Annotated in this window: 12 protein-coding genes; 7 read left to right on the forward strand and 5 right to left on the reverse strand. The window is 49.5% G+C overall.

Annotated elements, in window-relative coordinates; translation table 11 throughout:
- Nucleotides 1-53 precede the first annotated feature (53 nt).
- The 7 genes from M1L66_RS10070 to lysS all read left to right on the forward strand — a co-directional run bounded on the left by M1L66_RS10070 (nucleotide 54) and on the right by lysS (nucleotide 8306).
- Nucleotides 54-1430, forward strand: coding sequence for an ABC transporter substrate-binding protein (locus tag M1L66_RS10070; protein ID WP_434692674.1), 1377 nt, complete (start codon nucleotides 54-56; stop codon nucleotides 1428-1430).
- Between the two features lie 149 nt (nucleotides 1431-1579).
- A complete protein-coding gene (locus M1L66_RS10075) occupies nucleotides 1580-2473 on the forward strand; it encodes a carbohydrate ABC transporter permease (protein ID WP_187021700.1) in 894 nt (297 codons plus the stop codon).
- A gap of 2 nt (nucleotides 2474-2475) precedes the next feature.
- Nucleotides 2476-3321 carry a carbohydrate ABC transporter permease gene (locus M1L66_RS10080; RefSeq protein WP_187021698.1) on the forward strand — a complete coding sequence of 282 codons (846 nt, stop codon included), beginning with the start codon at nucleotides 2476-2478 and terminating at the stop codon, nucleotides 3319-3321.
- A 50-nt stretch (nucleotides 3322-3371) separates the two neighbouring features.
- Nucleotides 3372-4421 (forward strand): glycoside hydrolase family 88/105 protein, encoded by a 1050-nt coding sequence (locus M1L66_RS10085; protein ID WP_434692676.1) that lies wholly within the window; start codon nucleotides 3372-3374, stop codon nucleotides 4419-4421.
- A gap of 326 nt (nucleotides 4422-4747) precedes the next feature.
- The gene (locus tag M1L66_RS10090) at nucleotides 4748-5587 is read left to right on the forward strand and encodes a hypothetical protein (protein WP_434692679.1); all 840 of its coding nucleotides are present in this window, start codon (nucleotides 4748-4750) and stop codon (nucleotides 5585-5587) included.
- Nucleotides 5588-5829: 242 nt separating this feature from the next.
- Entirely contained in the window at nucleotides 5830-6312 is a 483-nt protein-coding gene (gene greA / locus M1L66_RS10095) for a transcription elongation factor GreA (protein ID WP_002600589.1), read from the forward strand.
- 35 nt (nucleotides 6313-6347) lie between these two features.
- The gene (lysS, locus tag M1L66_RS10100; RefSeq protein WP_187021693.1) at nucleotides 6348-8306 is read left to right on the forward strand and encodes a lysine--tRNA ligase; all 1959 of its coding nucleotides are present in this window, start codon (nucleotides 6348-6350) and stop codon (nucleotides 8304-8306) included.
- A 183-nt stretch (nucleotides 8307-8489) separates the two neighbouring features.
- On the opposite strand, the gene M1L66_RS10105 is transcribed toward lysS, so the two are convergent.
- The 5 genes from M1L66_RS10105 to M1L66_RS10125 form a co-directional block, all read right to left on the reverse strand.
- Nucleotides 8490-8945, reverse strand: coding sequence for a VOC family protein (locus tag M1L66_RS10105; protein ID WP_187021688.1), 456 nt, complete (start codon nucleotides 8943-8945; stop codon nucleotides 8490-8492).
- A 32-nt stretch (nucleotides 8946-8977) separates the two neighbouring features.
- Nucleotides 8978-9781: a helix-turn-helix domain-containing protein gene (locus tag M1L66_RS10110; protein ID WP_434692683.1), complete on the reverse strand. Its 804-nt coding sequence runs from the start codon at nucleotides 9779-9781 to the stop codon at nucleotides 8978-8980.
- A 350-nt stretch (nucleotides 9782-10131) separates the two neighbouring features.
- A complete protein-coding gene (locus M1L66_RS10115; protein ID WP_434692686.1) occupies nucleotides 10132-11649 on the reverse strand; it encodes a permease prefix domain 1-containing protein in 1518 nt (505 codons plus the stop codon).
- Entirely contained in the window at nucleotides 11642-11974 is a 333-nt protein-coding gene (locus M1L66_RS10120) for a PadR family transcriptional regulator (protein WP_110326491.1), read from the reverse strand. Before M1L66_RS10120 ends, M1L66_RS10115 begins: the two co-directional genes overlap by 8 nt.
- Nucleotides 11975-12099: 125 nt before the next feature.
- Nucleotides 12100-13494 (reverse strand): alanine/glycine:cation symporter family protein, encoded by a 1395-nt coding sequence (locus tag M1L66_RS10125; RefSeq protein ID WP_320923404.1) that lies wholly within the window; start codon nucleotides 13492-13494, stop codon nucleotides 12100-12102.
- Nucleotides 13495-13559 lie beyond the last annotated feature (65 nt).

The following is a 13559-nucleotide window of genomic DNA, read 5'->3' on the forward strand; positions in this document are numbered from 1 at the left end:
CAAACGAAACGGAAGAGCAGCACCGTTTTCAGAAAAAGATGGAGGATATGAAAATGAAGAAGAAATTGGCAGTAGTCCTGGCCGCTTCCATGGCGGCGGTATCTCTGGCGGCATGCGGCGGCGGCACGGCGGAAAGCGGAAGCACGACGGGAGCGGATTCCCAGACAACCGCAGGTGCGGCGGCTGAAAATACGACAGCAGCAGCTTCCGGCGACGCGTCCCTGACGGTGGCCTGGTGGGGCAACCAGACGAGAAACGAGAGGACTCAGGCGGCGCTCGATAAGTATTCGGAGCTGAACCCTGGCGTGACATTCGACGGACAGTTCTCCGAGTGGTCTGATTACTGGAACAAGCTGGCGACCGCGGCAGCAGGCCATTCGCTTCCCGATGTAATCCAGATGGATTACGCTTACCTGGATCAGTATGTTTCCAACAATCTTCTGGTGGATTTGACGCCTTATATCGAGGATGGCACCCTGAATGTGGACAATTGCAGCCAGGACATCATTAATTCCGGATCGGTTGACGGAAAGGTGTATTCCATCGCAATCGGCATCAACGCGCCGGCCATGGTCTACAACAAGACCATCACCGACCAGGCGGGAGTGGAAATCAAAGACAACATGACGCTGGACGAGTTCGTAGCAGTCAGCAAGGAAATCTACGCAAAGACCGGATGCAAGACCAACATGGCATACGGCGTCTCCCAGGAAATCTTACAGGCTATGATCCGCGGCTACGACGGCCACGTGCTCTTTGACGAAGGGAAGCTGGGCGTGGACAGCGCAGACGAATTCGTACCATTTTACAAAGTATATGAGGAGGGCGTGAAGGAAGGCTGGTACATTGAACCGAGCGTATTTGCAGAGCTGACCCCGGGGTCCATCGAGCAGGATCCTCTGATCTACGGTTCCAGCCCGGAAACCATGTCTTGGGTAGCGTTCTGCTGGTCAAACCAGTATGCGGCGTTTACCAACGCAGCTCCGGAGGACATAAATTTAGACTTGACCACATGGCCGTCGAAAGACCCGAAAAAGTCCAACTTCTTAAAACCGTCCCAGCTCTTCTCCGTATCGGTGGATTCCAAGGATCCGGTTACCGGTGCTAAGATTATCGATTACTGGACCAATTCCATGGACTGCAACGAGATTCTTCTGGCCGAGAGAGGCGTGCCGATCTCTTCCAAGGTTGCCGAGGAACTGGCTCCGTCTCTGACAGAGAGCGATCAGAAGGTAATCAGCTTCATCAATGATGTGGTGACACCGAATTCTTCTCAGATCAACCCTCCGTATCCGAACGGAAGCGCAGAGGTATCCGACTTAATCAACAAGCTGGGTGAAAAGGTATGCTACGGCGAACTGACTGCGGAGGAAGCGGCAGAACAGCTTTATACCGAGGGAAATAAGATCATGGCAGAAAAGGCCAAATAACAGGCTGTAAACTGAAAACATATTGAGGGTGTCCCTATTTCGGCATAATCTGACTTACGGGGCGCCCTTTTTTCGAGAATGGGAAATAATCGAGATTGAGAAATAATCAAGATTGGGAAATAATCAAGATTGGGAAAAGGAGCAGATCTATGAATATGCTGAAAAAAGCAATGAATAATGAGCGCACGGCGGGAATTATCTTTACCATGCCGTTTACCATCGGGTTCCTGCTGTTTATGATAGTGCCGATGGGAATTTCACTGTACTATTCCTTCTGCAGCTATGATATTTTGTCTCCGCCTGTCTTCACGGGCCTGCAGAATTTCAAAACCATGTTTGCAGATGAAACGTTCTATAAATCCATTAAGGTTACCTTCTTCTTTGCATTTGTGTCCGTGCCGCTGCGTCTTTTATTTGCGTTGATCGTGGCGATGCTGCTGCTCAAGAGCACGAAGATGACCGGATTCTACCGCGCGGCTTACTACCTGCCATCCATCATCGGCGGCTCCGTTGCGGTCGCTATCTTGTGGAAGCGTATGTTTGCCACGGACGGCGTGATCAACAAGCTGCTTCAGGCAGTCGGCATCAACTGTACCATGTCCTGGCTGGGCAACACGAATACGGCGATCTGGGTGCTGATTATCCTGGCGGTGTGGCAGTTCGGTTCTTCCATGCTGATCTTTTTGTCCTCGTTAAAGCAGATTCCACAGTCGTTATACGAGGCGGCCAATGTGGATGGCGCGAACGGCATCTCCAAATTCTTCCGGATTACACTGCCGCTTCTGACACCGACGATCTTCTTTAACCTGGTTATGCAGATGATTAATGGTTTCCTGGCTTTTACGCAGAGCTACATCATTACCCAGGGAAAACCGATGAATTCCACACTGTTTTACACGGTGTATATGTACCAGCAGTCCTTCGAGTTCTATAACACCGGATACGGCGCGGCTCTGGCCTGGGTTATGCTGGCTATGATCGGAATGATCACGCTGTTCCTGTTTGCAACGAAGAAATTCTGGGTATACGAAGGAGGACTTTAATTATGAAGGCAAAGAAAAGAATTCGCGATGTCGTATACCATGTCATCGTTTTCGGTATTGGCATTCTCATGATCTATCCGCTGATCTGGATGTTCATGAGTTCCTTTAAGGAGACCAAAACCATTTTCCAGACGGCCGGAAGTCTGATTCCCAATCCGTTTACACTGGATAATTACATAAATGGATTAAAGGGATTTGCAAAGGTTCCATTTCTGGTATTCTTCAAAAATTCACTGTTTATCTCCGTAGTCGCCACGATAGGAACCGTGATTTCATCCGCGGTGGTGGCGTACGGGTTCGCACGTTTTGATTTCAAGGGAAAGAAAATACTGTTTGCGGCAATGCTTCTCTCCATGATGCTTCCGGCGCAGGTTTTAATGATCCCGCAGTACCTCTGGTATCAGAAGCTGGGCTGGGTGGGAAGCTATTTACCGCTGATTGTGCCGTATTTTTTTGCGATTCAGGGATTTTTTGTTTACCTGATGACGAACTTCATCGAGGGGATTCCGAAGGAACTGGACGAGGCGGCCAAGATAGACGGCTGCTCCTACCCGCAGATATTCGGAAGAGTCATTTTGCCGCTCATCACACCGGCCATCGTTACAGGAGGTATCTTCTCCTTTATGTGGAGATGGGATGACTTCCTCTCCGCGCTGCTTTACGTCAATAAGTCCATTAAGTATCCGGTCAGCCTTGCGTTAAAGCTGTTCTGCGATCCGGGCTCTTCCTCGGATTACGGCGCGATGTTTGCCATGGCTTCCTTATCCATTCTTCCGTCAGTGATTATCTTTATTTTCTTCCAGAAATATCTGGTGGAGGGAATAAGTACCAGTGGGCTGAAGGGATAAAGAAGAAAGAAGAAGGCACAAACGACGGTTGAAGATGGAGGAACGGGCAGATGGGAAAACTGGAATTTGACAGAAATTGTATGGAACAGACTATGGACCGGATCGTGGAACGGACGATGCGGATGGATATGACCTGGGACTGGCCCTGCGGCGTCGCGTATTACGGAATCGCGGAGGCGTATGAGGCAACAGGAAAACAGGAGTATCTGGATCTTATGAAGGAGCGGGTGGATGAACTGATCAGTCTGGGGCTTCCCGATTTTACTGTTAACACCTGCGCCATGGGGCACGTGCTGCTCACCCTGTATCAGCACACCGGTCAGGAGGTCTATAAGGATATCATAGAGGCCAAACTGAATTATCTGGAACATGAGGCGCTCCGGTTCGGAGACCATGTCCTTCAGCACACGGTGTCGGCTGACAATGATTTTCCGGAACAGTGCTGGGCGGATACGCTTTTCATGGCCGCGTTTTTTCTGCTGCGGGCCGGAGTAATGCTTGAGAGGCCGGAGCTGACAGCGGATGCGCTGAAACAGTGGTACTGGCACATCCAGTATTTACAGGATGAGAAGAATGGTCTTTGGTACCATGGCTATAATCATATCACAAAGGACCATATGAGCGGGTTCTACTGGGGAAGGGCCAATTGCTGGGCGGCGTATACCATGTCCCAGGTGGCACACATTCTCCCGGAGTGTTATTTATATCCGGAGTATTTAGAGATCGCGGGAAGCTTAAACGAACAGCTATCGGCTCTGAAGCTGTACCAGACGGACTCCGGTTTATGGCGCACGCTGCTGGATGATAACGAGTCCTACGAGGAAGTGTCGGCCTCCGCCGGGATTGCCGCGGCGATGCTGGCGAAAAAGAATCCTCTCTATCTAAAATATGTCAACAAAACGGTGCAGGGCCTTCTGGCCAACGTGACAGAGGATGGCCGCGTGATGAATGTCTCCGGAGGCACCGCTGTCATGAAGGACAGGGAAGGCTACCGCAATATCTCCCGTAAATGGATTCAGGGCTGGGGACAGGGCATGGCGCTCACATTTTTTGCCGGCCTTTTGCAGTATGATGCCATGAAAGGGGACGGAGCGCTTTAAGTTACAATTCACGGCCCGCGGTGGGGCCGTGAATTGTAACCGCTTTAATTGTGTGGCTGAGAGCGAAAAAAGACAATATTGTCATTATTTCCGTTATGTGGTATACTACCAACTGATATTATATGGCTTTAGCGGAGGCAGATGCTTCCGACAACGATGGCAGGGATAAAACCTGCCATTTCGTATTCTCTGTGCAGCGGTTCGCGGGGCGGTTTCGCTGTGGAGAGAGGCAGCAGGAGAGAAAAAACGGAAGTCGCCGGCTGGACATACTCGCATGGCCGCTGGCTCATTGTCCGCGGAATTAGACGGGAGGAGGAGTGTTCCGAATGGGAGAGCGGATTATTGAAACATGGATCCAGGCCAAGCATCCGAACCAGGAACTGTGCGAGGATGGCCTGTATACAGGCAGTAACTATTATGCGGTCATCGATGGGGTGACCAGCAAAGGAAGCCTCGTCTGGCCAGGGGAAAAGACGGGGGGCCGATTCGCCAAAGATGTACTTCTGGAGGCGTTGGAAACGCTTCCTGCGGATATGAATGCAAAAGGCGCTGTTTCCTATTTAAATGACGCGCTGCGGGAAGCCTCATTTCAGGCGGCGGAAAACCCGGAGGTACTGGAACGGGTGAGGGAGGAGCGGCCTCAGGCTGTTCTCATTGTATACAGCCGTATGCGCCGGGAGGTCTGGTGCTTTGGGGATTGCCAGTGTATGATCGGCGGCAGGCTTTACAGGAAGACGACGGTGATGGATGAGCTGACCGCGGGTGCCAGATCGGCTTACAACCAGCTGGAGCTGGCAGCCGGAAAGACGCTTGAGGAGCTGGCGGAGCATGACACGGGGCGCGAGTACATCATGCCGCTTCTGGTGGGCGAGTGCCAGTTTGCCAATGGTGACGGGGAGTATTCCTACGACGTGCTGGATGGTTTTCCCATCCATGAAGAACACACCCAGGTGTATCCGGTCCGGCCAGGAGAAGAAGTGGTGCTGGCGAGCGACGGATACCCGGAGCTTTTCGGAAATCTTGCGGAGAGCGAATCCGTCATCCGGGAGGTGAAGGAGACAGATCCCATGTGCATGTTCCGTTTTAAGGGACCGAAAGGGATTGCCCCGGGTTTTCACAGCTTTGATGACAGGACGTATCTGCGGTTTATCCTGGAAGAGAATTGAAAATAAAGTGTGAGTTTGTAAAAAAGCAGAATAAAATACATCGGAAATGGATAAGAATAGAAAACACATTTTTTATGTCCCGGATCGGGAAGGGAAGGACCATTTTACGGCCGGTCAGGATTCCAAAACCGGAACTTGTATTTGCGAGGGAAAATAGGCGGAATTCTTGACAATCCGGGACGTTTAAGATATAATACTTTGAATGCGAAAGAGCGAGAATTAAACCAGGAGGAAGTAAAACCATGGCAGATAAGAAAAATATTTTAACATATGAAGGTCTTAAGAGATATGAGGATGAGCTTCAGAACTTAAAAGTAGTGAAACGAAAAGAAGTTGCCCAGAAGATTAAGGAAGCCAGGGAGCAGGGTGACTTATCAGAGAACGCGGAGTATGATGCTGCGAAAGACGAGCAGAGAGATATCGAGCTACGTATCGAGGAGCTTGAGAAGCTGCTTAAGAACGCTGAAGTCGTTGTAGAAGACGAGATTGATTTAGATAAGATTAACATTGGCTGTAAGGTAAAGGTTTACGACGTGGATGAGGACGAGGAGATGGAGTTCAAGATTGTGGGTTCCACAGAGGCGAACAGCCTTCAGAACAAGATTTCCAATGAGTCACCGGTAGGCCAGGCATTGATGGGCAAAAAAGCCGGCGATGTCGTAGATGTGGAAACCCAGGCCGGTGTGATCCAGTACAAGGTGCTGGAAATTCAGAGAGTGTCATAAGTCCAAAAGTCAAGTTCACAAAGGAGTGTATATAAGTGGCAGAACAGCAGAACCAGAACCAGGTTAAGGAAGAGGATTTAAACCAGTTACTGAAGGTGCGCCGCGATAAGCTGGCGGAGCTGCAGGAAGCGGGAAAGGATCCGTTTAAGATTACAAAGTATGATGTAACTGTACACAGCAGTGATATTAAGGAAAATTATGAGGAATGGGAAGGAAAGGAAGTTTCCGTAGCAGGACGTATGATGTCCAAGCGTGTGATGGGAAAGGCTTCCTTCTGTAACGTTCAGGATTTAAAGGGAAATATCCAGACTTACGTAGCCAGAGACAGCATCGGCGAGGAGTCCTATAAGGATTTCAAGAAGATGGATATCGGCGATATTGTCGGCATTAAGGGAACCGCATTTACCACGAAGACCGGTGAGATTTCCATCCATGCCACCAGCGTCGTTCTGCTGACCAAGAGCCTTCAGATTCTTCCTGAGAAGTTCCATGGCCTGACCAATACAGACCTTCGCTACAGACAGCGTTACGTGGATTTAGTCATGAATCCGGAGGTGCGTGACACCTTTGTGAAGCGCTCCCAGATTATCAAAGCAATCCGGGATCATTTAGATGAGCAGGGCTTCATGGAAGTGGAGACTCCGATGCTGGTTCCCAACGCAGGAGGTGCTGCTGCGAGACCGTTCGAGACCCATTACAACGCGCTGGACGAGGATGTAAAGCTTAGAATTTCTCTGGAGCTGTATCTGAAGAGACTGATCGTAGGCGGTCTGGAGAGAGTTTATGAGATTGGCCGCGTATTCCGCAACGAGGGCGTGGATACCCGCCACAATCCGGAATTTACCTTAATGGAGCTGTATCAGGCATATACGGATTACCACGGTATGATGGACCTGGTGGAGAACCTGTTCCGTTCCGTAGCCTTAAAGGTTCTGGGAACCGCAGTCGTGTCGTACGACGGCGTGGAAATCGATTTATCGAAGCCATTTGAGCGCATTACCATGGTAGACGCGCTGAAGAAATATAAGGGAATTGACTTTACGGAGATTCATACAGATGAAGAAGCAAAGGCGCTGGCAGACCAGTACCATATCCAGTATGAGGCGCGCCACAAGAAGGGCGACATCTTAAGCATGCTGTTTGAAGAGTTTGTGGAAGAGAATCTGGTACAGCCGACCTTTATTATGGACCACCCGGTGGAGATTTCTCCTCTGACCAAGAGAAAACCGGATGATCCTGACTATACGGAGCGTTTTGAACTGTTTATTACAAAGCGTGAGATGGCTAACGCTTACTCTGAGTTAAACGATCCGATTGACCAGAGAGTCCGTTTTGAGGCGCAGGAAGTGTTGAAGGCCGCAGGCGATGAGGAAGCTAACTCCATGGATGAGGACTTCTTAAATGCGCTGATGATCGGTATGCCTCCTACAGGCGGCATCGGTATCGGCATCGACCGTTTTGTTATGCTGCTGACTGATTCCTATGCAATTCGTGACGTTCTGCTGTTCCCGACGATGAAGACGCTGGGCGGTTCTGATAATAGCAGGAAGGCAGAGAAGGCCGCTCCGGCCGCTGCTTCTGCTCCGGCTGCTGAGAACGTGAAATCCGCGGTAGAGATTGATTTTTCCAATGTGAAGATTGAGCCGCTGTTTGAAGAGATGGTGGATTTTGAGACTTTCTCAAAGTCTGATTACCGTGCAGTGAAGATCAAAGACTGCGTGGCAGTGCCGAAGAGCAAGAAGCTTCTCCAGTTTACTCTGAACGATGGAAGCGGCACAGACCGCACGATTTTAAGCGGAATTCATGAGTACTACGAGCCGGAGGATCTGATTGGTAAGACAGCCATCGCCATCGTGAATCTGCCGCCAAGAAAGATGATGGGAATTGACTCCTGCGGTATGCTGATTTCAGCCGTGCATGAGGAAGACGGACATGAGGGGCTGAATCTGCTGATGGTGGATGATAGGATTCCGGCGGGGGCGAAGTTGTATTAATAAGCGGTGATAGTATTGGAGTAAATAATAACAGGTATCTGATGAAGAAATACTGCTTCCTCAGATACCTGTTTTGATGTGTGAAAAATACATTTTCCTGTGCCAGGTCATGCTATGCTGTTTTTTGCTGGTATAGCCAGAATGTCGTTCCGTTTCATTGCAGATCAGTAAAGTTTTATCCAATTACACCAGCATTTCAACAAACTCAACCGGATACATAGTCCGTTTGGACACTTCCTCAACCGCTAATCCCTGGCTGAGAAAACGCCTGATGACGCACTCCATGCTTTCTGCTGCCTCAATTATATATTTATCAAAATCATAAAACCGCATACTCCGCTGGCCCCAGGGATATTCCGTCGGGTGATGGATAAATTCCACTCCTTCGATGGCCTCCAGTTTTCTCTCCCAGTCGTCGATCCGGTCTGTTTCAAAATAGAGCTGAAAGTTATTTGCTGCTGTCTTTCTGTTCAGTGATTTACCGATCATTGCTTCGTAGTTTGTTTGCAGGCTGAGGCCATTTTCCAATGAGACGTGTTCTCCTAAATCCATGAGGATTTTTTGCTCCAGGATTGTTTCGTAAAAATATTTTGATTTTTCCATATCATCAACTATAAGCAATGTGCCTCCGTATTTCATATGGATACCTCCTCTTTTTTCTCAATTATAGCCTAAAACTTTGCGATCGCACTGTAAAAATCAGACAAGTTGCTTCGGTATTCCTGAGGCGTAACGCCGCATACGGCCCTAAAATCCCTGATAAAGTGAGAAATATCATAAAAACCGGATTCGGCAGATATATAATTGAGGCTGTGGCTCGTATGGTGCAGCAGATAAATGGCTTTGTTAATACGCACGATTCGGGAAAAATGTTTCAGGTTAAATCCTAAATAGTGATTGGAAAGCCTGTTTAAATGACGTTCACTGTAAAATGTTTTTTCTGTTATTTCTTTGAGACTTATGTTACCGTTGCTCTGAATGATCAGCTGCACGGCCAGACGGAATTCAGCCGGGTACTGGCTGCATTGGCTGCAAAGCAGCAGACTCTCGATTCTGGTCAGCAGTTCTTCCGCGGTTCCCGCGTTACAGAAGATTTCTTTTATGGAAGAATCCAGTAGGGGCGCGATCTGTTCAAAGGAAATGATCGTATCCATCAGCTGATTCTGCTTTGTTCCGGTGAATACAAACAGCCCTGCCGGCTGAAATTCGATAATGAATATCACGCTGCATGCATTCGCATTTTTTCCAACAAAATATGGTTTGGAGGACGGTCCGAAAATCAGGATGCGCAGATCAGCCCCGTCATATGTAATGACAAGAGTTGCACTTCCATGCGGCACGATAGTATAGTCATCGGAAATGACACCTTTGATTGGAAAGGTTATGGTATAGTTAGAGATCAGTGTTTTCAACTGCTCGCTGGGCGAAAAATAAGCAAAATTCTCATCACCCATTAATCGCGTATTGGTTTTCACGGCTGAAAAATCTGCGCTGTCCTTTTTTATCATATATTTTTATGTTCACTTTCTGAGAGTGGATCTGCTAAATGAAAAAAATGCAGATAATTCTATCTGCACTTCCTGATTCAGTCTACTACATTTCAAATAAAAAGTCTATAGTTTATTTTTGATTATCTGGAACAGGAAGGGGCAAAGACTCTGTACCTCTTCACGGATTCCAGCTGTACTTAACAGTTTTACGAGAAGCGGGGAATGCAGCGGCTGGGAGAGAAGACGGTGGAATTCAGCCCTCATACAGACTACCGCCTGAATATGTTTATCTATGGCCTGGAATTGCAGGCGGCCAGTTAAGGCCGCACTGCAATTCAGACCGCACTGCTTCGCTGCCCGCAGGCCGGCGCATCGATGACCCGGTCATACCGGTAGGCCGAGAAGATAAATCCCAGCAGCAGCATATTTACGAGGATGCTGATACTGCCCTCCGAAACCATGGGAAGATTAGTAAAGCTGCCATACTGGAAACCGAAGTTCCCAAGTATATAGAGCACGCTCTGAAACAGCAGGCACAGGCCGCAGTGAAAGGATACCGCTCCCGCGAGCGCTCCGTGTATCCTTCGGATGCAGGAGAAGAGGACCGCGTAAAAGGCGGACATAACTGCAAGAAACAGAAATCCGGCCAGCCAGCCGAACTGTAGTATGAATACGGCCAGAAGATAGTTGTTCGCGTAATGCTGGGGCAGAATGTTCCATAAAGTGACATCTGACGGATCGGAGCGGAAGATGGAGCGGTGATGTTCAGAAAACGGCTTTTTCCCTTCCGCGGCAGCCTCTCTGGCATCTCCGCAGCTGAAATACCATTCGCCGGTTCCATACTCCATCAGCTCCTCCGGCGTAAGCGAAATCTGGCCGGCCAGCGGTGATTTGGAGAGCAGCTCCTGAATCAGAACCCCGTTATAGGAGTCGCTTAAGGTGTCGTATGCGCTCGCCTCCGGATTTACAAATGCCTGAAAATACCGGGACTGGCCGGGAAGCATACCATAAACAAGAAGGAGTACCACGCCCCCGGCGGCTGCCTGGATCAGGAGCCTTCTTTTATTTCCGGTGAATATCTCCCGGCAGATCATATACAACACGGTTCCGATCATGGAGAAGAGGAAAGTCACGGTCTCGGCCAGCGTAAAGCTTTTGTATGTAAAGTAATGGATAAGGACTGCCCCGGCAGTGAGAAGAAAAGCGGCTGCCATGGCTTTCGGTGTCTGCTTCCGCATACGGTAGAGAAGGATGACAACAACCGGTCCGGTCAGCAGAAGCGCATAGTAATCAATCATATGCCATGGAATAATGTATGCCGTGTCCCAGATTACATCCGCTATCCAATCGAATTCGATCATGAAAAGGAATATGGCTTCCGCGGCAAATATGGCTGCCGCCAGAATGAGAAGCCGTTTCTGGTACCGGATCAGCAGAGGGTATCCTTTCAGCGCCATGACCACCAGAAGGACAGCGCCAGTCAGATAGATATGAAGCCCGCGGAACGTCAGTTCCGGAATCACGGCCGTACAGGTTTCCGCAGCGAGACCGATGAGAAGGAGAATCACGGTCAGAACCATCAGAAGGCGTCTGGACTGGACGTGACGGACCGCGTTGATCCCGGTGCCGATCGCAACACCGTCCCCCATGGCATCCACCGCTTTCTTAACCGCATCTTCGGGACTTATCCCTTCTGAGAGATATTCTTCCGTCCTGTCATCGATATGGTCCTTTAATTCTCTTACCACTGCCGGACGCAGAGGTTTATAGGCGATCTGATCCGCCACATCCTCTAAAAATGCTTCTTCATAATCCGTATGCTGATTGTGATTCTTCTGGAATGGTTTATCCAAACAAAACACCCCCGATCACTTGATTCACCGCCGTTTGAAACGAATCCCATTCCTTCAGCTTATCATGTAAAAGCTTCCGGCCGCTTTCGGTTATGATGTAATACTTACGCTCACGGCCATTTTCCGCGGTTCTCTGTTCGCAAATCACCGCCCCATCCTGTTCGAGCGCGTGCAGCAGGGGATAAAGCGTCCCCTCCTTCAGCGTGAAAACGCGTTCACTTCTTATTTCCAGCTCTTTGATGATCTGATAGCCGTACATGTCCTGCTGTTCCAATAGCTTCAGGATCAGCATGGAAGAGCCTACGGCCATATATTTTTTGTCCATATTTGCCTCCATCCCGGAAATATTTCCCTAAAATAATACCTCGAGTTTCTATGTATCGTAATCCTATCATACATAGAAACTCGAGGTATGTCAAGAAGCAAATAAAAATTCTTATAATTCGCGGATTACTCTTTTCCTTCCCCGTCAAAGTATTCTTTGACCAGCCTGACTACAGTGCCGGACAGCAGGAACACCGCGATCAGGTTGGGAATTGCCATCAGGCCGTTAAAGGTTTCGGCGATACTCCAGAGCATCCCTAAATCCATGGTGGCGCCCAGGATTGCGACCAGAGAGTAGACGATCATGAACGCTTTGATAATGCGCGAGGAGAATAGGAACTCGATACATCTCGCGCCGTATAATCCCCAGCCGATGATGGTGGAAAATGCGAAACAGCACATGGCAACGGCTGTAAAAATGGATACCCAGCTGCCATAGGTGGAAGTAAACCCGAGAATGGTTAATTCCGCGCCGGCCGCTTCCCCGTAAGGAACCGGAACACCGCTGCAGAGGATGACAAATGCGGTCAGAGTACAGATGACAATGGTGTCGGCAAACACTTCAAAAATCCCGAAAAAGCCCTGTTTTACCGGTTTTTTCGTGTCGGCGCAGGCGTGGGCGATGGATCCCGTTCCAAGGCCCGCTTCATTGGAGAAGATGCCGCGGGAGACACCTTTCTTCATGCTCATAAAGAAGGTTCCGACCACGCCGCCTGTGACGGCCGCCGGGTTAAATGCCCCGTAAACAATCGACGAAAATACGGCGGGAACCCGGTTAATATTAAGAAGAATCACGCCGAAGGCGAGCACGATATAGAACAGCGCCATAAAGGGAACCAGTTTCTCCGTCACGCTTCCGATTCTTTTGATTCCGCCGAGAAGGACCAGGGCCACCAGAGCCGCCAGAATGATTCCGATGATAAGACTGGTGGTGTGCGCAGCGCCCTCATCGATCAAATGGTAGTTGAGCAGCGCAGAGTTGATTGCTGTTGTGATGGTGTTTACCTGAGTGGCATTGCCTGTTCCGAACACGGTGAGGACGCCGAAGGCCGAAAACAGAGTGGCCAGCCAGCGCCAGTTTTTCCCGAGACCGTTCTTTATGTAGTACATGGGGCCGCCTACTAAGTCGCCCTTCTCATTCACTTCACGGAAATGCACGGCCAGAGTTACCTCGGAAAATTTTGTACACATACCCAGAATCGCAGAAACCCACATCCAGAATACGGAGCCAGGGCCACCGATGGCGATGGCTCCGGCTACTCCGGCGATATTGCCGGTGCCGACCGTAGCAGCCAGAGCGGTGCAGACCGCCTGAAACGGCGTCATGGTACCGTCGGACGCGTCGCGCTTGCGGAACATCCGGCCCAGGGTAACCCGGATCGAATAGGAGAACTTGCGGATCTGCAGAAAATTGGTGCGGATACTCAGATAGAGGCCCACGCCGATGATGCAGACCATGGCTGGGACGCCCCAGATAAAATTGTTCACGGCATTGTTGATGGATTCGATAGTGTTTAACATATGATGGAACCTTCCTGATTGTATTTTTGCTTTTTATTACCGTGTTTTGGTAAGGGAAAAAACAG

Source organism: Hungatella sp. SB206, from assembly GCF_051132295.1.
Classification (GTDB): Bacteria; Bacillota; Clostridia; order Lachnospirales; family Lachnospiraceae; genus Hungatella; species Hungatella effluvii.

What these genes read in the sequence shown, in the direction of transcription:
- M1L66_RS10125 (WP_320923404.1), bottom strand. Translation starts at nt 13,494, where the DNA reads ATGTTAAACACTATCGAATCCATCAACAATGCCGTGAACAATTTTATC.
- M1L66_RS10085 (WP_434692676.1), top strand. Translation starts at nt 3,372, where the DNA reads ATGGGAAAACTGGAATTTGACAGAAATTGTATGGAACAGACTATGGAC.
- M1L66_RS10075 (WP_187021700.1), top strand. Translation starts at nt 1,580, where the DNA reads ATGAATATGCTGAAAAAAGCAATGAATAATGAGCGCACGGCGGGAATT.
- M1L66_RS10070 (WP_434692674.1), top strand. Translation starts at nt 54, where the DNA reads ATGAAGAAGAAATTGGCAGTAGTCCTGGCCGCTTCCATGGCGGCGGTA.
- M1L66_RS10120 (WP_110326491.1), bottom strand. Translation starts at nt 11,974, where the DNA reads ATGGACAAAAAATATATGGCCGTAGGCTCTTCCATGCTGATCCTGAAG.
- M1L66_RS10105 (WP_187021688.1), bottom strand. Translation starts at nt 8,945, where the DNA reads ATGAAATACGGAGGCACATTGCTTATAGTTGATGATATGGAAAAATCA.
- greA (WP_002600589.1), top strand. Translation starts at nt 5,830, where the DNA reads ATGGCAGATAAGAAAAATATTTTAACATATGAAGGTCTTAAGAGATAT.
- M1L66_RS10090 (WP_434692679.1), top strand. Translation starts at nt 4,748, where the DNA reads ATGGGAGAGCGGATTATTGAAACATGGATCCAGGCCAAGCATCCGAAC.
- M1L66_RS10080 (WP_187021698.1), top strand. Translation starts at nt 2,476, where the DNA reads ATGAAGGCAAAGAAAAGAATTCGCGATGTCGTATACCATGTCATCGTT.